General features: G+C 62.8%; 23 protein-coding genes. 8 read left to right on the top strand and 15 right to left on the bottom strand.

Annotation, left to right across the window (positions count from 1 at the left end):
- The first annotated feature begins 80 nt into the window (after window positions 1-80).
- From ppdK to D6Z24_RS13970, 3 genes are all read left to right on the top strand, one after another.
- Window positions 81-2,819: a pyruvate, phosphate dikinase gene (gene ppdK / locus D6Z24_RS13980; RefSeq protein WP_129127218.1), complete on the top strand. Its 2,739-nt coding sequence runs from the start codon at window positions 81-83 to the stop codon at window positions 2,817-2,819.
- Window positions 2,820-2,976: 157 nt separating this feature from the next.
- Complete coding sequence (locus D6Z24_RS13975; protein ID WP_129127217.1) at window positions 2,977-3,177, top strand: cold-shock protein; 201 nt, start codon at window positions 2,977-2,979, stop codon at window positions 3,175-3,177.
- 74 nt (window positions 3,178-3,251) lie between these two features.
- On the top strand, window positions 3,252-3,707 hold the full coding sequence (locus tag D6Z24_RS13970; protein ID WP_129127216.1) for a YaaR family protein: 456 nt from the start codon (window positions 3,252-3,254) through the stop codon (window positions 3,705-3,707).
- Window positions 3,708-3,936: 229 nt separating this feature from the next.
- Here D6Z24_RS13970 and D6Z24_RS13965 read toward each other — a convergent pair whose 3' ends face one another.
- The 6 genes from D6Z24_RS13965 to D6Z24_RS13940 form a co-directional block, all read right to left on the bottom strand.
- Entirely contained in the window at window positions 3,937-4,593 is a 657-nt protein-coding gene (locus D6Z24_RS13965) for a fumarylacetoacetate hydrolase family protein (RefSeq protein ID WP_129127215.1), read from the bottom strand.
- A 14-nt stretch (window positions 4,594-4,607) separates the two neighbouring features.
- Window positions 4,608-5,561: a TIGR01212 family radical SAM protein gene (locus D6Z24_RS13960; protein WP_129127214.1), complete on the bottom strand. Its 954-nt coding sequence runs from the start codon at window positions 5,559-5,561 to the stop codon at window positions 4,608-4,610.
- Entirely contained in the window at window positions 5,562-6,218 is a 657-nt protein-coding gene (gene thiE, locus D6Z24_RS13955; RefSeq protein ID WP_129127213.1) for a thiamine phosphate synthase, read from the bottom strand.
- Window positions 6,215-6,997, bottom strand: a complete 783-nt coding sequence (locus D6Z24_RS13950; protein ID WP_129127212.1) for a thiazole synthase — start codon at window positions 6,995-6,997, stop codon at window positions 6,215-6,217. Before D6Z24_RS13950 ends, thiE begins: the two co-directional genes overlap by 4 nt.
- 89 nt (window positions 6,998-7,086) lie before the next feature.
- Window positions 7,087-7,296, bottom strand: coding sequence for a sulfur carrier protein ThiS (gene thiS / locus D6Z24_RS13945; RefSeq protein WP_129127211.1), 210 nt, complete (start codon window positions 7,294-7,296; stop codon window positions 7,087-7,089).
- A gap of 182 nt (window positions 7,297-7,478) precedes the next feature.
- A complete protein-coding gene (locus D6Z24_RS13940; protein ID WP_129127210.1) occupies window positions 7,479-9,095 on the bottom strand; it encodes a sensor histidine kinase in 1,617 nt (538 codons plus the stop codon).
- A gap of 327 nt (window positions 9,096-9,422) precedes the next feature.
- Here D6Z24_RS13940 and D6Z24_RS13935 point away from each other — a divergent pair, with 327 nt between their 5' ends.
- A complete protein-coding gene (locus D6Z24_RS13935; protein ID WP_129127209.1) occupies window positions 9,423-10,205 on the top strand; it encodes an IclR family transcriptional regulator in 783 nt (260 codons plus the stop codon).
- Window positions 10,206-10,278: 73 nt separating this feature from the next.
- On the opposite strand, the gene coaE is transcribed toward D6Z24_RS13935, so the two are convergent.
- Window positions 10,279-10,893, bottom strand: a complete 615-nt coding sequence (gene coaE, locus D6Z24_RS13930; RefSeq protein WP_129127208.1) for a dephospho-CoA kinase — start codon at window positions 10,891-10,893, stop codon at window positions 10,279-10,281.
- A gap of 11 nt (window positions 10,894-10,904) precedes the next feature.
- A complete protein-coding gene (locus tag D6Z24_RS13925; protein WP_129127207.1) occupies window positions 10,905-12,542 on the bottom strand; it encodes a DUF342 domain-containing protein in 1,638 nt (545 codons plus the stop codon).
- A gap of 382 nt (window positions 12,543-12,924) precedes the next feature.
- Here D6Z24_RS13925 and D6Z24_RS13920 point away from each other — a divergent pair, with 382 nt between their 5' ends.
- The 3 genes from D6Z24_RS13920 to D6Z24_RS13910 all read left to right on the top strand — a co-directional run bounded on the left by D6Z24_RS13920 (window position 12,925) and on the right by D6Z24_RS13910 (window position 17,842).
- Entirely contained in the window at window positions 12,925-14,937 is a 2,013-nt protein-coding gene (locus tag D6Z24_RS13920; protein WP_129127206.1) for an FAD-dependent oxidoreductase, read from the top strand.
- A gap of 57 nt (window positions 14,938-14,994) precedes the next feature.
- Window positions 14,995-17,466, top strand: coding sequence for a molybdopterin-dependent oxidoreductase (locus D6Z24_RS13915; RefSeq protein ID WP_129127205.1), 2,472 nt, complete (start codon window positions 14,995-14,997; stop codon window positions 17,464-17,466).
- Between the two features lie 139 nt (window positions 17,467-17,605).
- Complete coding sequence (locus tag D6Z24_RS13910) at window positions 17,606-17,842, top strand: hypothetical protein (RefSeq protein WP_129127204.1); 237 nt, start codon at window positions 17,606-17,608, stop codon at window positions 17,840-17,842.
- Between the two features lie 7 nt (window positions 17,843-17,849).
- On the opposite strand, the gene D6Z24_RS13905 is transcribed toward D6Z24_RS13910, so the two are convergent.
- From D6Z24_RS13905 to D6Z24_RS13875, 7 genes are all read right to left on the bottom strand, one after another.
- Entirely contained in the window at window positions 17,850-18,425 is a 576-nt protein-coding gene (locus D6Z24_RS13905; RefSeq protein ID WP_246014672.1) for a menaquinol oxidoreductase, read from the bottom strand.
- A 10-nt stretch (window positions 18,426-18,435) separates the two neighbouring features.
- Window positions 18,436-19,272, bottom strand: coding sequence for a cytochrome C (locus D6Z24_RS13900; protein WP_129127203.1), 837 nt, complete (start codon window positions 19,270-19,272; stop codon window positions 18,436-18,438).
- 63 nt (window positions 19,273-19,335) lie between these two features.
- The gene (locus D6Z24_RS13895; protein WP_129127202.1) at window positions 19,336-20,070 is read right to left on the bottom strand and encodes a cytochrome b/b6 domain-containing protein; all 735 of its coding nucleotides are present in this window, start codon (window positions 20,068-20,070) and stop codon (window positions 19,336-19,338) included.
- Window positions 20,067-21,152 carry a cytochrome c3 family protein gene (locus tag D6Z24_RS13890; protein WP_246014671.1) on the bottom strand — a complete coding sequence of 362 codons (1,086 nt, stop codon included), beginning with the start codon at window positions 21,150-21,152 and terminating at the stop codon, window positions 20,067-20,069. Before D6Z24_RS13890 ends, D6Z24_RS13895 begins: the two co-directional genes overlap by 4 nt.
- 22 nt (window positions 21,153-21,174) lie before the next feature.
- Window positions 21,175-21,828, bottom strand: coding sequence for a DNA-binding transcriptional response regulator (locus tag D6Z24_RS13885; RefSeq protein WP_129127201.1), 654 nt, complete (start codon window positions 21,826-21,828; stop codon window positions 21,175-21,177).
- A gap of 32 nt (window positions 21,829-21,860) precedes the next feature.
- Window positions 21,861-22,124 (bottom strand): hypothetical protein, encoded by a 264-nt coding sequence (locus D6Z24_RS13880; protein ID WP_129127200.1) that lies wholly within the window; start codon window positions 22,122-22,124, stop codon window positions 21,861-21,863.
- Between the two features lie 48 nt (window positions 22,125-22,172).
- Window positions 22,173-22,421 (bottom strand): hypothetical protein, encoded by a 249-nt coding sequence (locus D6Z24_RS13875; protein ID WP_129127199.1) that lies wholly within the window; start codon window positions 22,419-22,421, stop codon window positions 22,173-22,175.
- A 494-nt stretch (window positions 22,422-22,915) separates the two neighbouring features.
- Here D6Z24_RS13875 and D6Z24_RS13870 point away from each other — a divergent pair, with 494 nt between their 5' ends.
- Window positions 22,916-24,343, top strand: coding sequence for a sigma-54-dependent transcriptional regulator (locus D6Z24_RS13870; RefSeq protein ID WP_129127198.1), 1,428 nt, complete (start codon window positions 22,916-22,918; stop codon window positions 24,341-24,343).
- Window positions 24,344-24,387 lie beyond the last annotated feature (44 nt).

Genomic DNA, 24,387 nt, shown 5'->3' with positions numbered 1-24,387 from the left:
TCCCGGCGGCTGTTGCCTTTTTTGGATTATGTGTATACTTTAAGCTCCAAATTAATTAACAAACTGTAAGGAGGGTGCACATGGGAACGCAGTACGTTTACTTCTTCGGCGCGGGCAAGGCTGACGGCAACGCCAAAATGAAAGAGCTTCTGGGTGGCAAGGGGGCGAACCTGGCCGAGATGACCGCCATCGGTCTCCCCGTCCCGGCGGGCTTCACCATCACCACGGAGGTCTGCACCGAGTACTACAAGAACAACCAGCAGTACCCGGCCCCGCTCGCCGTAGAGGTCGAAGCGAACCTCGCCCGTGTGGAAGCGCTCATGGGGAAAAAGTTCGGCGACGCCAAGAACCCGCTCCTCGTCTCCGTCCGCTCCGGCGCCCGCGCCTCCATGCCGGGGATGATGGACACCATCCTGAACCTGGGGTTGAACGACACCACGGTGCAGGGGATCATCGCCCAGTCCGGCGACGAGCGTTTCGCCTATGACGCATACCGCCGTTTCGTGCAGATGTACTCCGACGTCGTCATGGGGATGCACAAGGACGAGCTGGAGCACCTCCTCGAGCGCAAGAAGGAGGCGCGCGGCGTGCACCTCGACACCGAGCTGGCCGCTTCCGACTGGAAGGAGCTCGTCTCCGAGTTCAAGGCGAAGATCAAGGCGACCCTGGGTGTGGACTTCCCCGAGGACCCGAAGGAGCAGCTCTGGGGCGCCATCGGCGCCGTGTTCGGCTCCTGGATGAACCAGCGCGCCATCACCTACCGTAGGCTGAACAACATCCCGGCCGACTGGGGGACCGCGGTCAACGTGCAGTCCATGGTCTTCGGCAACATGGGGGATGACTGCGCAACCGGCGTCGCCTTCACCCGCGACCCCTCAACCGGCGAGAACTACTTCTACGGCGAGTACCTGGTGAACGCGCAGGGCGAGGACGTCGTTGCCGGCATCCGCACCCCGCAGCCGATCAACCGCGCCAAGTACAAGCCGGGCGACCTCCCCTCCATGGAGGAGGTGCTCCCCGAGTGCTACCAGCAGCTCGTGCAGATCCGCGACATCCTGGAGCGCCACTACAAGGACATGCAGGACATCGAGTTCACCATCGAGAAGGGGATCCTCTACATGCTGCAGTGCAGAAGCGGCAAGAGGACGGCGAAGGCCGCCATCAAGATCGCGGTGGACATGGTGGCCGAAGGACTCATCGACGAGAAGACCGCGGTGCTGCGCGTGGCCCCTTCCCAGCTCGACCAGCTCCTGCACCCCTCCCTCGACCCCAAAGCCGAGAAGAAGGTGATCGCCAAGGGTCTTCCGGCTTCCCCGGGTGCCGCCTCCGGCGAGGTGGTCTTCACCGCCGACGAGGCGGAGAGCGCGGCGAAGCTCGGTCACAAGGTGATCCTGGTGCGCGTCGAGACCTCCCCCGAGGACATCCACGGCATGCACGCGGCGCAGGGCATCCTGACCGCCCGCGGCGGCATGACCTCGCACGCGGCGGTCGTCGCCCGCGGCATGGGCAAATGCTGCGTCGCCGGCTGCGGCGACATCAAGGTCGACTACCACGCGGGCCAGTTCGTCGCGAAAGACGGCACCGTCATCAAGAAGGGTGACGTGGTCACCCTCGACGGCTCCACCGGCGAGGTGATGAAAGGGGCGGTTCCCATGGTCGCAGCCGGCGTCGGCGGCGATTTCGCCACGGTCATGGCCTGGGTGGACAAGTTCCGCAGGATGAAGGTGCGCGCGAACGCCGACACCCCGCACGACGCGAAGACCGCGCGCGACTTCGGTGCGGAGGGGATCGGCCTTTGCCGTACCGAGCACATGTTCTTCGAGGCGGACCGCATCGCCGCGGTGCGCGAGATGATCCTTTCCGCCGACCTCGAGGGGAGGAAGAAGGCGCTCGCCAAGATCCTCCCGATGCAAAAGGGTGACTTCAAGGGGCTCTTCCGCGAGATGAAGGGGCTCCCGGTCACCATCCGTCTCCTCGACCCGCCGCTGCACGAGTTCCTCCCCCAGGAGGACAAGGACATCGAGGCGCTCTCCGCGACCATGGGCGTCTCCGCGCAGACCCTGAAGCACAAGGTCGAGTTCCTGCACGAGTTCAACCCGATGCTCGGCCACCGCGGCTGCCGTCTCGGCGTCACCTTCCCGGAGATCTACGACATGCAGGTACAGGCGATCATGGAGGCCGCCTGCGAACTCGTTAAGGACGAAGGCTTCCAGATCGTCCCCGAGATCATGATCCCGCTCGTCGCGGTGACCAAGGAACTCTCCATCATGCGCGCCAACGCGGTCGCCGTCTGCGAGGACGTCCAGAAGCGCTACGGCGTCAAGGTCGACTACCTGATCGGGACCATGATCGAGCTGCCGCGCGCCGCCATCACCGCGGACAGCATCGCCACCGAGGCCGACTTCTTCTCCTTCGGTACAAACGACCTGACCCAGACCACCTTCGGCCTTTCCCGCGACGACGCCGGCAAGTTCCTCCCCTTCTACGTGGAGAACGGCATCCTCGAGGACGACCCGTTCGTGACGCTCGACCAAAACGGCGTCGGCGCCCTGGTGCGCATGGGTTGCGAGAAGGGACGCGCAACCCGCCCGAACATCAAGCTCGGCATCTGCGGCGAGCACGGCGGCGACCCCGCCTCGGTCATCTTCTGCGACTCGGTCGGGCTCGACTACGTCTCCTGCTCCCCGTTCCGGGTGCCCATCGCGCGCCTGGCCGCTGCCCACGCCACGCTGAACGCGCAGGCGGCCGCTCCCGCCGCCAAAGGTGCCGCGGCGGGAAAGGCAAGTGACGCCCTTGAGCAGCCCGTGGCAGGCGCCTAGTCCGGCAGGCCCCACGGCGGGGACGTCGCAACCGCGCCGGAAACCTTGACATGCGGAAGTTAAACGTGTAATAGCCGATAACGCGTCCATGACGCGAGACGGGGGCGGCCGGCAACGGCCGCCCGACAAAAACGAAGGCAGTACCAGGAGAAAGAGAATGGCAAAAGGTGTAGTGAAGTGGTTCAACGACGCGAAGGGTTTTGGGTTCATCGAGCAGGAAAACGGGGGGGACGTGTTCGTGCATTTCTCGTCCATCCAGGGGGACGGCTTCAAGTCCCTCGCCGAAGGTGACTCGGTGACCTTCGACGTGGTCCAGGGCGCCAAAGGGCCCCAGGCCGCCAACGTGGTCAGGAACTAGGCTCGCCTTTGTCCTTGATCGGGCCCCGACGCTCTCGTCGGGGCCTTTTTTAGTGTCCGTCAGGACGGTGTCCCATGCGTATCAACGAAAAATCCGACTCCCGCTCCGTAGCAAAGAAGGAAAAGGGAAGCACCGCCCCGGCGAAAGGGGTGGCGGCCCCCGGCGCACCCCTGTTCGCCGGTCGGCTCGCCGCCGTCGCCAAGGCGAGTTCCGATTACCCGGGCGAGCTGCAGCGCCTGAAGGAGGAGATCGACCGGGCCGGGGACATCCTCGAGCAGGAGCCGACCATCGCGAACTTCAAGGCGTTTCGCGAGCTTTTGGGCACCATGGCGCGCAAGGTTTCCGCCGAGGCGTACCGGATGGAGCTTCTCGGGGGCGGGATGTCCGGGCGCAGCCACGAGGTGATCACCGTGATCGACAAGGAGGCCGACCTCCTCTACCACCTGGTCATGCGCGAGCAGAAGGACCACATCCGCATCGTCGCCCAGATCGTGAAGATCAAGGGTTTGGTCGTCGACTTCCTCCTCTAGCGGGAGCTTTCCGAATTAAAAAGGGGGACCGGTCATCCGGTCCCCCTTTTCGTCATTTGCACCCGCATCCCTTGGAGCCGTCGGGGCTCGCGGGCATTCTCTTGCCGCACTTCTGGCACCGCCAGAAGAGGCCCCCTCAGCCGGGCATCAGGATCATGAGCCCCTGGCAGTCGGGGCAGCTCTTCTCGTTGGTCATCTCTTGACCCTCCTTTTCATTGAATGTCATACCTCAGCGGACCGCGACGGCGATTTTGCCCACGCCGCCGATCTCGGCCACCACCTGGTCCCCGCTTTTGATCGGGCCGACGCCCGCGGGGGTGCCGGTCAGGACGAGGTCCCCGGGCTCCAGGGTGAAGACCGAGGAGAGGTAGCTGATAAGTTCCGGGATGCGGTGGATCATGAGGTCGGTGCCGCCGTCCTGGCGCTTCTCGCCGTTCACGGTGAGCGTGATGCGCAGGGCCTGCGGGTCGGAAACCTCCCTCGCCGGGACGAACCCGGAAAGGGGGCAGGCGGTGTCGAACCCCTTGGCGATGTCCCAGGGAAGCCCCTTCTTCTTGAGCTCGGCCTGCACGTCCCTGAGCGTCAGGTCGATCGCCACGGCGTAACCGGCCACGTGGGAGAGCGCATCTGCGGCCTCGATGTCCTTCCCTTTTTTACCGATGAGGAGCGCGAGCTCCGCCTCGTGATGGCAGTCGTTGGAGTAGGGGGGGATGACGATCTCCTCGCCCGCGCCGATGACGCTTGAGGCGGGCTTGGTGAAGATGACCGGGCGCTCCGGCGTCTCGTTCCCGAGCTCCTTTATGTGGTCCGCGTAATTGCGACCGATGCAGAGGATCTTGCCGATCCTGACCGGCTCCGCGCTTCCCTTCACTTGTACGCTTTTCATGACTCTCCCGTTTTCTAGGCCGCCCGGACCGCGCGGTCCAGCCGGCACCCCTGCCAGCTCCCGCGCCGCTTCAGCTCGTTCAGCACGGCATACCACATCTGGTTGTTTTTTAGGTTCCAGTTCGGCGCCACGCGGATGGAAAGCGGTGCCGAGCCGTAGAGACGCTGCACCGAGACCCGCGCCGGGAGCTCCTCCAGGAAGTCGCAGGCGGCGGCGATGTACTCGTCCACGCCGATCGGCTGCCAGCTCCCGTCGCGGTACATCTGGGCGAGCCGCGTGTTCTCGACGGCATGGAGCTGGTGCAGCTTGACCGAGGTGACCGGGAGGCCCGCGATGAGCCGCGCCGTCTTCAGGAACCCTTCGCGGGTCTCGCCCGGGAAGCCGTGGATCAGGTGGGTGCAGATCTCCATGCCCCGGCCCGAGAGGCGCTCGACCGCGTTCAGGTACTCGGCCAGGGTGTGCCCCCGGTTGATGCGCGAGAGGATGGCGTCGTCCATCGACTGAAGCCCCAGTTCGACGCAGACGTAGCGGTCGCGGGCGATCTCGCTCAAAAGGTCGATGGCACCGGGTGCCAGCGAGTCGGGCCGCGTCCCCACCGAGATGCCGAGCACGTCCGGGTGGTCGAGGGCGCGCCGGTAGAGATCGGCCAGCCGCTCCACCGGAGCGTAGGTGTTGGTGAACTTCTGGAAGTAGACGATGAACTTCTCGCTCCCGAGGCGCTCCCGGTGGTACGCCATTCCCGCCGCCATCTGCTCCTCGATCGGGATCACGGCCACCGTCTCCTTGGGCGAGAAGGAGCTGTTGTCGCAGTAGATGCACCCGCCGGTGCCGCGGCTGCCGTCGCGGTTGGGGCAGGTGAAGCCGCCGTCCACGTTCACCTTGCTGACGCGGCAGGAGAAGCGGCGCCTGAGGTAAGAGCCGTAGGAGTTTATGCGCAGGTCGCTATGGATCAGTTCGCTCGTGGTCATCTAGTCGTTGTGCTCCAGTGGGGGGAGCTGTGCCAGCAGTTTCTTCGCGGCGTCGCGCGGCTCTTCTGCCGAGAGTATCGCGGAGATGAGGGCGATGCCGTGGACGCCGCAGGCGACCGCCTCGGCGCAGTTCTCCTGGTTCACCCCCCCGAGTGCGAAGACCGGGATCTGCAACAGCTCGGCCACGTGCGCGAGCTTTTGCAGCCCGACCGGCTCGCCGTACTCCGCCTTGCTCGGCGTATAGAAGACCGGGCCGAAGGTGATGAAGTCGGCCCCCATCTCCTGCGCGGTGATCGCCTGGGTCTGGTTGTGGCAGGAGACGCCGATCAGCCGACGCTCCCCTATAAGCCTCCGCACCTTGTAAAGCGGCAGGCTCGAGCTCCCTATGTGGACCCCGTCGGCGTCGACGGCTAAGGCCACGTCGGTGCGGTCGTTGATGAAAAGCTTCGCGCCGTAGCGCGCGGTGAGACGCCTCAGTTCATGCGCGGTCTCGTACAGCTCCTTGCTGCTCGCCCCCTTGTCCCTTAGCTGCACGGCGCGCACGCCGCCGCGCAACGCCTCCTCGACGACGAACTCGAGGTTGCGCCCCAGGGTTTCCCCGCGCCCGGTGATCAGGTACAGGTTGAAGTCGATCCAGGGGGAGTGGAGTTCTCTCACGAGATGAGGCCCGCAAGCGGTGACGAGGCGCTCGCGTAGAGCTTCCTCGGGATGCGCCCCGCCTTGTAGGCAAGGCGCCCGGCGCGTACCGCCATGTTCATGGCGAGCGCCATGGCGACCGGGTCCTGGGCCCCGGCGATCGCGGTGTTCATGAGAACGCCGTCGCAGCCAAGCTCCATGGCGATGGCCGCGTCGGAGGCGGTGCCGACACCGGCATCGACGATAACGGGGACCTTCACCGTCTCCAGGATGATCTGGATGTTGTACGGGTTGCGGATGCCGAGTCCGGAGCCGATCGGAGCGCCCAGCGGCATGACGGCGGCGCACCCCATGTCCTCGAGACGCTTGCAGATGATGGGATCGTCGCTCGTGTAGGGGAGCACGGTGAACCCTTCGGCGATGAGGACCTTGGCGGCCTTCAGGAGTTCCTCGTTGTTGGGGTAGAGGGTCTTCTCGTCGCCTAGCACCTCGAGTTTCACGAAATCGGAGAGACCGGCCTCGCGGGCGAGCCGACAGGTCCTGATGGCGTCGTCGGCGGTGTAGCACCCCGCGGTGTTCGGCAAAAGGGTGTATTTCTTCAGGTCGATATGGTCGAGGAGGGACTCCTTGGTCCGGTCCGAGATGTTGACGCGTCTCACCGCGACGGTGATGATCTGGGCGCCGGAGACCTCGATGGCGCGCACCATCTGCTGGAAATCGGCGTATTTGCCGGTCCCCACCATGAGGCGGGAGTCGAATTCACGTCCTGCGATGACGAGCTTGTCGTTTGATTCGGGCATCACTGTTCTCCAATCGGTGTGTCGCGTTGGTCGGCTCCGGTCGCTTGCCGCAAGGCTAAAGCGCGGAGGAAAGAGGCCGTGGGGCTGGGTCAGGCGCGCGCGGCCCCGCCGCCTACGAAGTGGACTATCTCCAGGGTGTCCCCATCCTTCAGCTGCGTGGTCTCGTACTGCGCCTTCGGGAGGATCTCGAGGTTCAGTTCTACCGCAACCCGGCGCGGGTCGATGCCGAGGGAGACCAGGTACTCCTGAATGGTAAGGGGATCGATCGATACGGCTTCGCCGTTGGTGGTGATGTTCACTGCTGCTCCGTCTTTAAGCGTGGGGTTCGTTGCTGCCGGTGTGGTGGGGGCAAAAAAGCCGGGTACGGGGATGCCCCGACCGTAAACTAGCAATACGGCCCCTCCCTGTCAATCGTTTTCTTCCGCGCAGTTGCGGCCGGAAGGGGGCGTTTTGCGGGGGATGTGGCGGATTTGTATACGGCTTAGGCCGGGGCGGAGGATTCGGCGTCCGCGTCATCGGGAGCCGGCAGGGAAGGGGTCGGGGCGGGGTGCAGCGGCAGCACGACGGTGAAGGTGGTCCCCACCCCCTCCTGGCTCTCCACTTCGATCCTTCCCCCGTGCTCCTGGATGATGCCGTAAGAGACGGAGAGGCCGAGCCCGGTCCCCTTGCTCGACTTGGTGCTGAAGAAGGGGTCGAAGATCTTGTCCAGGTTCGCCTCCGGAATGCCGCAGCCGTTGTCTGTGATCTTCACGGAGGCGGTCTCCGTTTTCTGGTCGAACCCGGTCACCACGATGAGCATCCCTTCCCCCATCATGGCGTGTCCCGCGTTGACGAACATGTTGACCAGGACCTGCTCGATCTGGTTCGAGTCGAGGTGCAGCGCAGGGAGCCTGCCCGCGTATTGCCGCACTATGGTGACGTCCTGGAAAAGGATCTGGTGCCGGACCAGTTCGAGCGCGGCGTCGGAGATGTCGTTCAGGGAACAGGGGGCCTTCTGCGGCGGGGCGCAGCGGGCGAACTCGAGCAGCCCCTTGACGATGTCGGCGCAGCGCTTGGTCTCCCGCAGGACCGTCTCGATGTCGCGCTTCAAAGCCGGGTCGAGGGTCGGCGCGCTCTGGACCAGGGAGGAAAACACCATGATCCCGGTGAGCGGGTTGTTGATCTCGTGCGCGATCCCCGCCACCAGCTCACCCAGCGAGGCGAGTTTTTCCGAGCGGATCAGCTGCGCCTGCATGCGGGTCACCTCGAGGGTGCGCTGCTGCACCATCTGCTCCAGGTCGCGCCCCCACCCCTCGAGCTCCTCACGCGCCTTCTTCAGGTTGAGCGTCATCGCGTTGAAGGCGTCGGCGAGTTCGCCCAGTTCGTCGTTCGCAAAGCTTGCCACCGAGCCGTCGAGCTCCCCGCGGGAGAGCATGTGCGTGTGCGCGAGTAGCTCTCGGACCGGGCGGTTCACGAGCTTTTGGGTGAAGTAGGTGAGACTGATCGAGGTGAGGGTGATGAGGAGCAGGGTGAGAAGGAGCATGCGGTCGCGGTAGGCGACGATCAGGGAGTGCATGCGATCAAGCGGCACGACCACGTCAAGCACCCCGAGCACCTTGAGCTTTTCGGGATGGAAGTGACAACTCGCCGTGTAGCAGCTCTCCTCGTTGTAGATGGCGTTGGTGATGCCGAGGAACTCCTCCCCGGAAGGGGAGTAAAAGCGGCGGCTGCGGTGCATGGAGGACGCGGTGAGCAAAAGCTGCGGTCCGCCGTGGCAGACGCCGCACACCTCGGAATACTTGCTCAGAATGGTGCCGATCTCGGCATCGTCGGTGGAAAAGATGATGCGGCCGGTCTTGTTGATGAGGCGGATCCTCTCCACCCCCTGCTGAGCGCCCAGCTCCTGTATCGTCTTGTAAAACAGCGGCCGGTCGTCCCTGAGCATCTGGTTGTGCGTGGTTCTGATGATGGTCTCGGAGACGCGATCCGCTTCGGCGATGGCCTCCTGCAGCAGGAGGCCCTTAAGACTTCTCAGATTAAGATAGGCGAAGAGGGCGATGGTGCAAAGGAGCACGAGGCCGGTGGCGAGGGCAAGCTTGGAAATGAGGTTGAGGCGCACGTTCGCCCTCCGCCGGCTTGCCGGCGCCCAAGGGGGCACCGGGTAGTCAAGATGCCAGTACGGCGTTACTTTTTTGGGGCTTGACTTCTTTAGAACATAATTCTATATTTTGGCTACAAACTGTCCCCGAGGGGCTTATTTTCCCCTGTATGACGGGACTGCTTGTTTTAACCCAGCGTCATACCATACATGATGCGCGGTTTGGGATAAGGCGAGTTTAAACACATTAAAAGGGTTTATCAAGCGATTAATTTTCTTGACACGGCTGGTCAAATGGCCTAGTTACTATTGTTTGAAATTTTTTTGACATAAGAATAGGTGCAGCCAATGGCGAAAAAAGAGAAATCAGAGTACATCATCCAGGCCGTCTCCCATGCGCTCGACCTCCTGGAGCAGTTTCACGACGAGGTGGACGAGCTGGGGGTGACCGAGCTCTCCAAACGGCTGAAACTTCACAAGAACAACGTTTTCAGACTCCTGGCGACCCTTGAGTCCAGGAACTATATAGAGCAGAACAGGGTCACGGAAAACTACCGGCTGGGGCTCAAGACGCTCGAGCTCGGGCAGACCTTCATCAAGCAGATGGGGCTTTTACGCCAGTCCCGCCCGGTGCTCGAGGCGCTGGTCAAGGAGTGCAACGAGACCACCTACGTCGCCATCCTTAAAGAGTTCCACATCGTCTACCTCGACGTGGTCGAGACCGACCTGACGGTTCGGGTCGTGCCGCGCGTCGGCGCCCGTCTCCCGGCCTACTGCACCGCGGCCGGCAAGGTCCAGATCGCCTACATGGCCGACGAGGAGCTGGAGAATTACCTCCCCACCAAGGAGATGAAGCGCTACACCCCGAAGACGGTCACCGACCGCGAGGAGCTCAAGAAGCACCTGAAGGTGATCGCCGACCAGGGGTACGCCATCGACGACGAGGAGATGGATGTCGGGGTCAAATGCGTGGGGGCTCCGATCCGCGACTACACCCGCCGCATCATCGGCGCGGTCAGCATCTCCGGTCCCTCGATGCGCTTCACCGACGACCGTATGGAAAAGGAGCTCATCCCGCTGGTGATCAAGGCGGGCGAGGAGATCTCCCACAAGCTCGGCTACCACAAGTAAGCCGCACCGCATCCCGAACGAAAAAAAGGCCCCGTCACCACTGGGGCCTTTTTCATTTCGGGGAGCCGGAGCCCTAACGGCGCTCCGCTTCCCGATGCGCTATCTCTTCCTCCCACAGCCTGAGTACCTGGGCCTCCAGTTCTTCCCTGCTTCCCCGGTTGTCGATGACGACCCTGCCGAGTCGCTTCTTCTCTTCCATGGGCATCTGCGACGCGATGCGCGAGAGCGCCGCCTCGCGGGAAAGGCCGTCCCGCTCCATGAGCCGCTCCAACTGGGTCTCCCGGTCGAGGTATACCACCCAGACCTCGTGCACGCGGGAGGTGATCCCCGCCTCGATGAGAAGCGGCGCGACGTAGAACACGGTCCCCTCTCCCGCCTCCCGGAGCCTTTGCAGCTTTTCTTCTGCGAGCATCCTTATCGCGGGGTGGGTGATCCCCTCCAGGATGCGGCGCGCCGCCGGGTCGGCGAAGACCACCGCCCCCAGTTCGGCCCGGTTCAGGGTGCCGTCCGGGTTCAGGACCTTCGCGCCGAAGGCGTCGACGATGCGGGCGAGCCCTTCCGTCCCCGGTTCCACCACTTCCCGCGCCAGTTGGTCCGCGTCGATCACCGGCACCCCCTGCTTCTCGAAGAGACGGGCCACGGTGGTCTTACCCGAGGCGATCCCCCCGGTGAGTCCTATGATGCGCATGCTGCTCCTTTTCAGTAGGTGATCCCTTCCTCCCCGAGGGTGAAGGTCGGGGAGGTCAGGTCCTCCTCGATTTGTGTGACGCTCGAGCCGATCCTGATCTGCGCGCCGAGGAAGGCGTCCCGCTCGACCTCCACACGCGCCTGCGCGTTGATCTCCATCCGTTTTTGCAAACGCTTTTTCTCGCCGGTCAGTTCGGCGATCTCACCCTGGTACTTGGTGTAGATCCGCTGTTTCAGATTGAAAAGCCCAGGTTCCATGCTCCCGGGATTTTCCTGAACGTAGGCTATGGTCTTCGTCAGTTCATCCATCTGGCGCTGCTTTTCCGCCAGGGTTTCCTGCACCATTTCAAGTTTCCGGTTGAGGGCCGGGTCGACGCCGACCTCTATCACGGTGGGGACGCCGGCATGCGAACCGATCACCACGGCGTGGACGAGGGTGGCCGCGCGGCAAAGCCCGCCGATGACGTGTCCCTTGCGCCCCCCGCGCTCGCCGACCAGGATGCTTCCTCCGGAGGTGAGGTCGCTCTGCATGGCTAGTTCGCGGATTACGATGTCGCCACCGGCGGTTATGACGGCGTTCTCGGCGAACTGCACCGTCACCGTTCCCCCCGCCTCAAGTTGGGCCATCTCCTGCCTGCTGACCATCCTTCCCTGAACGGCGTGGCCGTGCCCGATCACCCCTCCTACCACCACGATGTCCCCGCCGGCCTTGAGCCTTGCCGCTTCGACGATCCCGCCCACCGTGATGTTTTCGGTGGCGGCGACCTCCATCCCGTCGCAAACGTCGCCGGAGATCTCCAGGGACCCCTTGAAGTGGAGGTTCCCCGTGGAAAGGTCGACGCGTTTCAGCTTGAAGATCGGGTCCACGATGACCCCGCGCGGCACTATGACCGGGTATCCGGAGATGGCTGCGACGAGGAGGTCGCCGTCTTCAAGGTCGCAGGCGATGCCGGTCAGGTTGTCGGCGAAGGGGATGTCGACGCCGTCGGTGGTGGGTAGTTCCACCCCCAGCAGGTTCACCCCGGAGATTCCCTGGGTGGGGCGCGTTCTGCGCATCAGGGGGTCGCCCAGGCTCACGCTGACGATGTCCCCCAGGTTGCGGTAGTCCGCCGTTTCGTCGTCGGAGAGCTGCGGTATCTGCGCGGCCATCTCCGGGATGAGGCTGATGAACTGGCTGTCCTCGCCGGGGACTGGCGGGGTGCCCTGGGCGATCACGAGCCTGGATGCCTTGCCCACCGCCAGGGCCTCCTTGATCTCCTCGTAGAGGATGCCGCAGACCACCCCGAGCCGGGTCAGCTCCTTCTCCACCTCTTCGAAGGCGATGGTGCGGCCGCCGTAGGCGGGCTGTATCGTCATCGTCGCCGTCATGGCGTCGTCGGATAGCTGGACCGCGAGGGTCGCGTCGCGCCTCTCGCCTATGCGCTGCGTAAAGCCAAGCGGGGTCACGGTGCATTTCTGCAGCAGCTGTTCCAGCGCCTCTGTGGGGACGAAGAACTCCCCGAAACCGAGCTCGGTAAGTGCCTCCTGGAGCTGACTTGCCTCGAGGACGCGACGTTGGACGAGCGGGGTGAACTGCGCCTGGAGCGACTGCCCGTCCGGGGTGAGCTGGAGGGTCAGGCCGGTGCCGTCGAGCAAGTTGTTCTTCTCCATGAACGCCTCCGAAAACGCCCAGTGGGTATTCATGGGCGCTTTGCCATTATTATCGGCGCGGCCCGGCAAAAGTTGAGTCTTCTTGATGCGGCTTGCGGCAGCACGGGGTGTCGTACTCGGAGCGGACGGGGCGATGTTATGGGGGATCTGAGATAAAAACAACCATTAATTGCAGCCATGCAAGCGCGCGACCTGCGGGGCGGGGCGCCGCTTTGTATACGGCGTACAACGGCGATAATCCGAATGATTTTTCGCTTGATTAGAGGGGAGTGATGTGGTAAAAACTGGATACTGTATACAATGTGACCGGCATAATTTACTTAATAAATGTAAATATTTAGCCGATAAAGCGGCAGATTTTACAGCTATTTCGGAGGCCTAAGTGGCAGAGGTGGTTTTTTCCAGCTGGGGCAGAAACATAGTTGACAACCGCAAGGGTGGCGAGAAGAAGGACGTGTCCTTCAAGCTGCCCGCCACCTACGATGGAGAGCGCCCGCTTTCGGCCTTCATCGGGTGGGACGGGATCATCCTGTACAACAAGGATGTCGACATTCCGGCCATGGTGACCGAGTACATGAAGCGCGTGCAGACGAAGTACGTCTGCGGCAAGTGCACCCCGGGCAAGAAGGGGACCCGCGTCATCATGGACGCCCTCGCCGGCATCCTCGAGGGGCGCGGCAGCGAGGAGGATCTCGACACCATCCTCGACGTCGGCAGCGTGCTCGCCCATTGCAAGTGCACCCTCTGTCCCAGCTCCTCGGTGCCGGTGATCGACGCGGTCACCCACTTCCGCGACGCCTTCGTAAACTACATCCGCGGCGCGAAGAGCCTCTCCTCCGAATTCCGTTACGTCGAGAAGTACACCGCACCCTGCATGGACAAGTGTCCGGCGCACATCGACATCCCGACCTACATCGAGTCGGTGAAGGACTACCGTTTCGGCGATTCGCTTGCCACCATCCGCGAATCGATGCCGCTTCCCTCGGTCTGCGGGCGCGTCTGTCCGCACCCGTGCGAGACCGCATGCCGCAGGAAAAACGTCGACGAGCCGATCAACATCATGGTGCTCAAGCGCAGCGCCTCCGACTACGAGTGGCAGCACGGCCATCTCCCCCCCATGGTGCCGGCGGAGAAGAAGTCGAAGAAGGTCGCCGTCGTGGGCGCAGGCCCCGCCGGTCTCGCCGCCGCCTACTACCTGGCGCTTGAAGGGTACCCGGTCACCATCTACGAGGCGCTCCCGCTCGGCGGCGGCATGGTCGCCGTCGGCATACCGCCGTACCGGCAGCCGCGTCACCTGTTGCAGCGCGACATCGACATCATCGCGAGCCTCGGCGTCGAGATCGTGTACGGCACTAGGGTCGGCAAGGATGTGACCCTCGACGAGCTGAGGCAGAAGTTCGACGCCGTCTTCCTGGCGCCGGGCGCGCATCGCTCCAAACCGATGGGGGTCGAGGGTGAGGACAAGGGTTACAAGGGCTTCCTGACCGGCGGCATCGACTTCCTGAGAAACGTCTACCTGGGCCTTCCGACCGGAATGGGCAAGAAGGTCTTCGTGGTCGGCGGCGGCAACACCGCCATCGACTGCGTGAGGGTGGCACTGCGCGAGGGGGCCGAGGAGTCGGTGCTCGTCTACCGCCGCTCCCGCAACGAGATGCCGGCGGACGTCTGGGAGGTCGACGGGGCGGACGAGGAAGGGGTGCGTTTCGAGTTCCAGGTGCTCCCGACCAAGGTCATCGCCAACGAGCAGAACGAGGTCACCGGCGTCGAGCTGATCAGGATGGCGCTGGGCGAGCCGGACGCCTCCGGGCGCCGCCGTCCCGAGCCGGTACCGGGGTCCGAGTTCGTCATCGAGTGCGACACCATCATCCCGGCCATCGGCCAGGATGCCGACCTCTCCTTCATCCCGGCCGACGCGGGGATCGACACCACCAAGTGGAGCACCATCGTCACCAAGTACGTCCCGCTCAAGGGGCATGACGGCAAGGACCTGAAGGACGGCATGGGGAACATGCTTTCCAGGAACCTCATCACCGATTGCGGCGGCGTCTTCGCCGGCGGCGACGCGGAGATCGGCCCGCTCACCGTCGTGGCCTGCATCGGCTCCGGCCATCGTGCGGCCAAGGTGATCCAGCGCTACCTCGAAGGGAAGGGGGTCGAGCTCACCGACGACGAGAGGATGGAGGACATCCTCACCTACTTCGGCGTCTACGACAAGAACGAGGACGTGCAGTGGCTCGATTCCGCTTCCCGCGAGCACCAGAAGGAGGTGCACGGGGCGCAGAGGGCCAGCTACAAGAACTACTGCGAGGTGGAGCTCGGCTACGCCAACAGCCAGGCGGTGCGGGAGGCCGAGAGGTGCCTGCGCTGCTACCGAGTCGCCATGGTGGCCGTCTAGGCGACACGCCGGCCCCGACCTAGTTGAATTCATTACACCGAATACTGAGGTTTTTATATGGTCAGCTTAACCATTGATGGCAAGAGCGTGCAGGTCGAAGAAGGTACCACCATACTGGAGGCCGCGGCCACGGTCGGGATCAGGATCCCGACCCTTTGCTGGCTGAAGAAGGTCTCCCCCACCGGCGCCTGCCGCGTCTGCGCGGTAGAGGTGGCCGGGGTGGAGCGTACCATGACCGCCTGCAACACGCCGGTCAAGGAGGGGATACAGGTCACCACGGACACGCCCGCCCTCAGGGAGGCGCGGCGCAAGATCATGGAGCTCATGCTGGTGAACCACCCGCTGGACTGCCCGGTCTGCGACGCCGGCGGCGAGTGCGACCTGCAGGACTCCTGCTACGCGCTGAACGCGACCAAGCAGGACTACTCGGCGATCCTGGAGCGCCGCCGGATCCGCTACGACTGGCCCCTCATCGAAAGCGACCCGAACCGCTGCATCCTCTGCGAGAAGTGCGTGAAGGTGGACCACGAGATCGTCGGCTGCGACGCGATCAAGGTGGTGAACAAGGGTGAGGACGCCATCATCGACACAGTCGACGGCAAACCGCTGAACTGCGAGTTCTGCGGCAACTGCGTCGCGGCCTGCCCGACCGGCGCCCTCATCTCGAAACCGTTCAAGTTCAAGGGACGCCCCTGGACCTTCAACCGGATCCCGAGCGTCTGCGCCTTCTGCGGCACCGGCTGCCAGATCGACTATCACGCGAAGGAAGGGCGCGTCGAGCGGGTGACCAGCGAGGACGACGGCTACAACAACGGCAACCTCTGCATCAACGGCCGCTTCGGCTACCGCTACCTCGACTCCGACCAGAGGCTTTCCGAGCCGATGCTGAGAACCGATGCGGGTGCCCTCGGCAAGACCGACTGGGACACCGCCCTCAACACCGTGGCGGCGAAGCTCAAGGAGATCGTGGCGCGCGAAGGGGGCAAGGCGGTGGCCGGCCTCGGCTCCCCGAGGGTGACCAACGAGGAGAGCTTCCTCTTCCAGAAGATCTTCCGCGAGGCGCTCGGCAGCGGCAACGTCGATTCGGAGGCGGGGCTCGGCTTCGCCCAGGCGCAGGCCCAGATGCAGAGACGTTTCGGTTTCACCGGCGCGAGCAAGCAGCTCGACGCGCTGGATGAGGCCCAGGCCATCCTGGTTTTCGGCTGCGACCTGAACGCCGAGGCGACCAACGCCGAGTACCGCGTCATCAAGGCGGCGACGAAGAAGGATGCGCGCCTGGTCCTCGTGAACATGCGCGACGTCAAGCTGAAGAAGTTCTCCAACGTGCATCTGAAGAATGCGCCCGGCGCCGAGCTGCAGGTGATCTACGCCCTGATGAAAGGGCTCATCGCGGCAGGCGTCGCCGTCCCCGCCGGGGCCGAGAGCGTCAAGGAAGGGCTCGCCCAGCTTTCCATGGCGGAACTCTGCGAGCAGGCCGGCATCTCCGAGGCGGCGCTCGAGAGCGCGGTGCAGCAGCTCGCCGGGATGAGCCGCGTGGCCATCGTCTTCGGTGCCGACCTGATCAGGAGCGCCGATGCTTCCGTGAAGATCGCAGCACTTGCCGACTTAGCCGTGCTCACCGGGTCCTCCGACGCGCAGGGCGGCGGCATCTACCCGATCGACGCGAAGAACAACAGCGTAGGCCTCCTCGACATGGGGGTGGTCCCCGGGGCGGACGGCAAGGACATCTGGGGCATCGTCGAGGGGATCGAGGCGGGGAGCATCAAGGCGCTCTACCTCATGGGGTGCGACCTGGCCGGCTTCCCGGACAACCAGCGCATCAGGAAGGCCCTCGCGAAGCTTGAGCTCCTGGTGGTGCAGGACGTCTTCGAGGGCGACTCCCTCCAGTACGCCCACGCCGTGCTCCCGGCCGGTGCCGCGGCGGAGAAGAGCGGCTCGTTCACCTCGCTGGACAACAGGGTGCAGGCGATCTTCAAGGCGGTCGACGCCCCCGGTCATGCAAGGGAAGACTGGGCCATCCTGGCCGACCTCTGGAGCCGCCTCACCTCCGGCAACGAGCGCATCACCCCGGCAAGCGTCATGGCCGAGATCAAGACCAAGGTCAAGGCATACGCGGCGTTTGACGGTTCCCGTGACGGCGTGACCAAGGGTGCGACCGCCGCCAGGGTCGACGCCCCGCTCGCACCGATCGCCAAACCGGCAAGCTCCGCCAAGGCTAAGTTCCAGCTCCTGGTCGGACCGGTCGGTTACCACAACGGGACCTCCACCACCCGCTCCTCCGCGAACCTCGAGGTCTGCCCGACCGGGTTCGTGGAACTGCATCCCTCCGATGCCGCCTCCCTGGGGGTCGCGGAAGGAGCGAGCGTCAAACTCTCCTCCGGCAACGGAGCCATGACCGCCCAGGCGCGCATCAGCGACAAGGTGCAGCCCGGACTGCTCTTCGCCCCGTCGCACTTCAGGGAGCTGAACGCGAACGCGCTTCTCAAGGGGAACTGCAACCTCGTCGAAGTGAAAGTGGAAAAGGGATAGGAAGTTATGCCGTGCACGGCATGAAAAACGAAAAGGCCCCCGAAGCAGCGCTCGGGGGCCTTTTTTTGTGGCGGTACCGGACGTGTGATGATAATCTGCCGGTCCAACTGCAGCGAGATCACTGTGGAGGTGGCAAACGATGGAAGACAAGCTGACGCAGATCGCCGCGATGGCGGGGAAAAACGACAAGATCGCCGACAAGCTTGAGCAGATGCTCTCCGGCCCCAACGACCGTGCCTACGTGGTCTGCAGCTACGAAGACTGCAAGCTCCACCTCAAGGGGCGCTGCACCATCTACACCGTGCTGGACGTGCCGCGCATGAAGACTGGGCAGCCCTGCAACAGCTACGAGAAGCACCAGGCGGCTGAGAACTGATGGGGGATCAGCTGTAGAGGGAGTCTTCTTCCTCGGGGGGCATCCTGCCGTTTCGTTCCAGAAAGTCCAGTTGCTCCTGTTTCCTTCCGAGCTGGTCGCTGCAGAAGGTCCAGATCCGGTAGCTTTCCAGGCAGAGGACGGTGAAACCGGCGCCGAAAACGGCCCAGTAGTTGTCGGCGAGCGCGTCGGCAACGTAGTAGAAAAGGTAGAACCCGAGCGCGTAGCCGACGTGGCAGAAGCTGCTTTTGTGGTACACGCCCGCCATCATGCGAGAAAGGCTCAGGATGATGGCGGAAAAGGTGTAAAGCACCAGCACCATGCTGATCATGAACGGGGTGGGGGGCGTACCCATGGCCGCCACGAGCTGCTGCGGGGTGGGGAGGAAGGTGAATCCCCGCCACGCCACGGTACTGGCGATTATGAAGAGCGACAGTGCGAAGAGCCCGCGGTTCGAGAAGCGCCGCAGCCTCGCCATGTCATCCATGAGCCCCTGCCGCAGCACGCTCTTCGCGTCCCGGGCGGCGCTACCCGTCGCCATCTTGTCTTTGCCTGCCGCTTCCATGGAGCACCCGTCCGCTTTCATGACTGGCCTGCTATCGGTTAGGATCTGCGTTGGGAGAAGGATTCACCCGGTTCGGTTCGACGTTGTCCAGCCTTTTCCTGATACAGTAGAAAGACTGTGCGATCCTGTCAAGCTCATAGGGGAGTTTCGGCGGGTGCAGTGCAGTACCTCCCTCCTCGTTTTTTTCCGCAAAATCCTGCAGCTTCCTCATAGGCACAAGCACGATCATCTTAAGTAGTGCGATCACCCCCGCCATTGTCAGCACCAGCGTCAGAATCGAGAAGATGATCATCTGCAGACGGATCGATGCCAGCGAGGCGAGAGTAGCTTCCTGCGAAAGGCCGATATCCAGGGTCCCCAGCACCTTCTGGTCGGCCGGGTGGAAGTGGCAGGCGGCGTTGGCGCATTCGGGGTCGTTGTAGATCGGCGCGGTGATCGCGATGACGTCGGCACCGAGGTTGTTCTTGAAGCTGCGGGCCTTCTGCATGCTGCCGAGCGTGGTGATGGGCTGCGCCTTCTCGTGGCAGACGACGCACCCTTCCGCTTTCTTGTCGAGCTGGCGGTTCACCTCTTCCGGATGCGACGAGACCACCACGGTCCCTTTCTTGTTGAAGATCCGCACGTGCTGGACGCCCTTTTGCTCACTTATGTTCCTGATGATCGCCTGGTTGAGCTCGCGGTCCGATTTGAGCATGGCATGCCGCGTGGACTTAAGCACGATTCCCGCCAGGTTGTTCGCGTGTTCCACCGAGTCCCGCAGCACCACGTTCTTGATCGCCGCGTACAGGAGCACGAAGCAGACCACGAGGAAACCGGTTACCACGATCCCGACCGGGACCAAAGCCCTCCCTGCTATGCGCTCGAACATGGTGCACCTCCGTTTTAACTTATCCCCGGCGACGCGGGTTGCTACGGCACCGGGGTGGCTGCCTCAACTATGCTGGTTGTCGGGTATGTGCTGCATGCACTCCGGGTAATGCCGCACGGGACGGTACCCCCTGGGTGCGCCCTGCTGCTCTTCGGCCACTTCGTGGTGCTCCTCCACCTCTTCCCACCCGAAGATCATCGGCTTAAGGTAGGAAAGCGGAGTGGCGCCGAGGGTCGCCAGGTAGACGTGGGTGCAGAGGAAGGCCACCAGCGAGCAGGCGAGGAGAAAGTGCAGCGCGACGATGAACTTGATCCCTCCGGTCATGAGCACCAGCACCCTGAGCGGGGTGACGTTCATGAGCAAAAGGCCGCTGAAGATGACGAACGGCTCCAGCATGAACATGACCACCAGGTACGCCGCCTTCTGCATCGGGTTGAACTTCACCTTGGGTGTCGCGTGGAAGGGGCTCGGGCGCCCGAGGAAGTACCAGAAGCAGTAGTAAAGAAGCTGTCTCACTATCCCGTGCTTGATGTCTTCCTGGTTCGGGATGTAGATGTCGTCCAGGTTGTTCTTCACCGTCGCGTAGTAGAAGAACCAGATCAGGAAGGAGAAGGACACGATCAAGCCGGCGGTGTTATGGACCCTGATCGCGGTCTGGTAGCTCCCGAGAAAACTGAGCGTTTCGGGAAAGCGGATCTGGGCGCCCGTTACTGCGAGCGTGATGATGCCGAAGGCGTTCAGCCAGTGCCAGACCCTGATCGGGATGGGCTGCAGGTATATTTTAGTTTTCTCGCTCATGACTCATGCTCCTTTTTCTCTCTGTTTTTGCGGGTAAGGAAGCGGAGGAAGCCATGCCCGACAGGCATGATCAGGCCGCCGCAGATGATGGCGAGGCCGATGCGGTTCAGGTTCTGGTTCTTCGTGGATCCCATGAGGTAAAAATCAGGGGTGCCGTACAGGGCGTCGAATATGGCACCCTTCTCGACCGCCACCCGCTGGTAGGTGCCGTCCCTGCCGGGGAAGGTGAGGTAGCTCGTCTGCATGACGGTGGAACCCGAGGTGTGGCAGAAGGAGCAGTTGCGACGGTTGTCGAGGATCTCGAAGTTGTGGGTCACCGTTTCCGGGGTCATCATCCCCTGCAGGTGCAGGTTTTTGTGCGCCGGGTCGTTGTTGAAGTTGCGCAGTTCCTGGATGGAGATGTAGTTGTCGTGGTTCTTGTCGACCAGGGCAACGATCTCCGCGCCCCCGGCGATACTTTTCAGTTCGTCGTAGCTTGCCACCTCCTGTTTTCCGAAGCGCGAGCCGTTTTGTCCTTTCACGATGTACATGCTGATGTAGTAACTCTTCGCCCCGGTATGGCAGGTGATGCACGGCAGCATCCTGATGTGCAGGTCCGCCTGGGGCAGCCACTGCCCGTGCGTCGCCGTCATCTTGAGGACGTCATGGCAGTTTGAGCACATGGTGTTGATCTCCTGGCCGGAGAGTTCCTCCGGAGACTTCACCTTGTGCGGGTTGTGGCAGCCGGCGCACCTGGTCTTGCCGGCATGGATGCTGGAGCCGTACTGTTGGGCGATCTCCGAGTGGCACTCGGCGCACTCGGCCCTGGCCGGCACTCCCCCTTGCGGATGGGCCGCTGGCATGGAGGCGTGGCATGACGGGCATCCGATCTTGGCGTGGGTGGTGTGCGTGTAGCGCGCGGGATCGATGAGCATTTTCCCGCTTACGGCGGCGGGGTTCGCGTGGCAGGAGAGGCAGTTGCCGCTTTTTCCCTCGGTGCCGCCGAAGGAAAAGCCTTCCGCCCTGCAGACGGCCGCGCTTGCCAAGACGAGCAGTGCCATCAGGAAAAGGGGTATCAGGTTCTGGTTCGTGTGACGGTTCACGTTGGCCTCCTTTTTACGGCAGTTATCTCTTGGACAAATCGCTAACCGCGGTCTGCGCCACCCTATGCGCCAGCCTGATGCGGAAAATCGGCAGGAGCTGCGTGGTGATGATGACGGCGCAGAAACCGAGGAAGAGGTAGGTCAGCCCTGCGGTGGCAAATCCCGCCCCCTGGATGGCGAGGGTAAGGGCCGCACCGATGACAACGGCCAGAAGCGTCATGAGGCATGCGACGTGCCTGGCCGGCGCCGCCATCCTGGTGTTTTTCTCTCCGACAACGCCTTTGCGGCCGTTTTCGATGTTCTTTCTGAAGGCACATCCTACCGCCGCTTCCAGTTCCTCGGTGTCGGTCGGATCGGCTGGTTTCAGGGCGCAGTAGAAAATCCCCTCGTTGTGGACGCGGCGAGCAAGCGTCGCCGGGACGTCGTCGCATACCAGTATCACCTGGAGGTTCGGGTTGCCGCGTTTCAGCAGGTGGAGCAGGTCCGCGGAGGCGATATGGGGATCGAACTCCCCGTCCAGCAGCAGTACGCCACCCTGTATCTCGAAGACCCCCTGCAGCAACTCGGCGGCGGTATCCATGGTCGTCACGGAATACCCCAAGGTCCTGAAGCTGTCCGCCATCCGGTCGCGCCGCACTGCGTCGTGTTCCGCTACTACGACTCTGAGCTCTTTCATGGCCCACCTCGATCGGCCTCAGCCGGCACCGACTACTTGCTGTCGGTTTCTACGGGAACGCGGGATTTTTTGCTGACCAGGGAGTAGACCCCCTTGAGCATGGCACCCAGAAGCATGATCCCCGGGATCACCTGGACCACGATCACCGCACCGAGAAAGAGGAAGAAAACCTTGGACATGGTCCCTTCATGCCCGGTGAGGTCAACGACGCCGGAGATCATGGCGGCACCGGCCAGGACCAGACCGATGATGGAGCAGGTGACGATTTTCGCTTTCTGATTGGCTAGCTTTTTCATGGCATCCTCCTTGGTCTCGGGAATTGTGCTTGTTAGCGGTTTCCGTGCTTAGCCGATTCTAGTGTTGCGGCTCTTTACCGCCTGTTCCCGCTTGGCATTGGCGCCGAAGAGTCCCTTAAGGAGTCCTACGAAGAGCGCTGCGCCGGGGAAAAGCTGGAATATGAACACGGTGGCCGCGAAGGTAATGAAGAAGGTGACCGCGAACCCGTTCCAGGCAGGAGCCGAGTCCTGGGCTGCTGCAAGGGCCTGGGGTACGGAGGCGAGAAGAGCTATGATCAAGGTGGCGAGCGCTTTCATGATTTCCTCCCTGTCGCGGGCAGATCGTCATGCCCGGATCTTGCTTTCCAATTAGCATCGACCATGCCATTTTTATAAAAATTGTAAACGCGCGAATTTGTTAAATAAAATTGACGGGTGCGTTCCGGGTGCGATGAAGGTCTTCGCGAATCTGTATAACTCTTTAATACAGCTCCGCGTGGCGGGAGGAAGCGCAAAACCGCTGTTGCCGAAGGCAGGTGACGCAATTTCAGCAGGTTATCCGCGTCCGGCACGGTGTATAAAGGCGGGATACACTCCAGGAGGTACGGTGCGGCTTTACTGTCTCGAGCCTTTTGTTTCTTTATCTGCAACGGCATGGAAGGTTGCAGTGAGGAACATGCCGTTTACAATGCTTGAAGTTGACACGAAGATGTTTGTGGGCTATTGAATAACAGCACATGAATGACATCTTTTGTTGACGTCGACCGGCGAGGTGATCGAGCCTGTAACCTTGAATGAGGTATGGTGAGCCTATGAACATCCTGGTTGTAGATGATGAAGCTGTAATTCGGGAGGGGCTTTCACGGATTCTGGAGGGGGGCGGTTACGAGGTAGAAACCGCCAAGAGCGGTATCGTAGCCATCCCGTTGCTGCAAAAACAGGAATTCGATCTCATCATCACCGATTTGAAGATGCCGGGCATGAGCGGTTTCGAGGTGCTGGACACGGTGAAGACGCTGCAGCCCGGAGTTCCGGTCATCATGATCACCGGGTTCGCCACGGTGGAGACCGCCGTCGAGGCGATGCGCCGGGGCACCGTCGATTACCTCGTCAAACCGTTCGCTCCGGACCAGATCCTCGAAAAAGTCAAGCTCGCCCTGGAACAGCGCAAGCTCCCCCCCGAAGACCTCTTCCTCAAAAACGAATTGCAGTGCCACCAGGGCTTCGACCTCTTCGTGGGGCAGAGCCCGGAGATGCAGAAGGTTTACCGGCGCATCCTGCAGGTTGCACCCACGGCGAGCACGGTCCTCGTCTACGGTGAAAGCGGTACCGGCAAGGAGCTGGCGGCGCGCGCCATTCACAACAACAGTCCCCGCAGGGACCGTCCCTTCGTGGCCGTCGATTGCACGGCACTCGCGGAAGCCCTTCTGGAGAGCGAGCTTTTCGGCCATGTGCGCGGCGCCTTCACCGGTGCGGTGCAGACGAAGACGGGCCTCTTCAAGGTGGCCGACGGCGGCACCCTTTTCCTGGACGAGGTGTCCAACATAAGCCTTTCCACGCAGGCGAAGCTTTTGCGCGTACTGCAGGAGCGAAAGGTCACCCCGATCGGGGGGACCCAGCCCATACCCTTTGACGTGCACCTGGTCGCCGCGAGCAACCGGAACCTGAAGACCATGGTCGCCGAGGGGACCTTCCGCGAAGACCTCTTCTTCCGCCTGAACATCATCCCGCTGGAACTCCCCCCCCTGCGCGAGCGCAAGGGGGACATTCCGCTGCTCGCGCGGCACTACCTCGAAAAATTCGTGGGAGACATGGGGAAGGATATCCGGGGCATCTCCCAGGAGGCGATGCAGTTTCTCGAGCGCTACCCGTTCCCGGGAAACGTGCGCGAGCTGGTGAACTGCATCGAGCGAGCCGTGGTCCTCACCCAGGGAGAACTGGTCCAGCAGGAGGACCTGGAGCTTGGAGACGCGGTCGCTTCCGGGAGGGATGATGCGGAGGGGGGCGATGAGTTCGGCTGTCTGGTGCCGCAAAACGTCGAGGACCTGAAGGAGATGAAGCGCCAGATCCGCGACAAGTCGGTGGAGAGCGTGGAAAAGGCCTTCGTGATCAACGCGCTCAAGAAGACCCAGGGGAACATCTCGCGGGCCGCCGAGGAGACCGGCATGCTGCGCCCTAACTTCCAGACCATGCTGAAGCGTCTCGGGATCTCGGTGAAGGATTATTTCGGCAAGACGTAACCCCTTTACTTGCCGCATGAAAAAAACGCGGGCCGCCGCTTCTT

The organism is Geomonas oryzae (assembly GCF_004117875.1).
Classification (GTDB): Bacteria; Desulfobacterota; Desulfuromonadia; order Geobacterales; family Geobacteraceae; genus Geomonas; species Geomonas oryzae.
The sequence above is the reverse complement of the archived record's forward strand: the minus strand, read 5'-3'. Positions and strand labels throughout refer to the sequence as shown.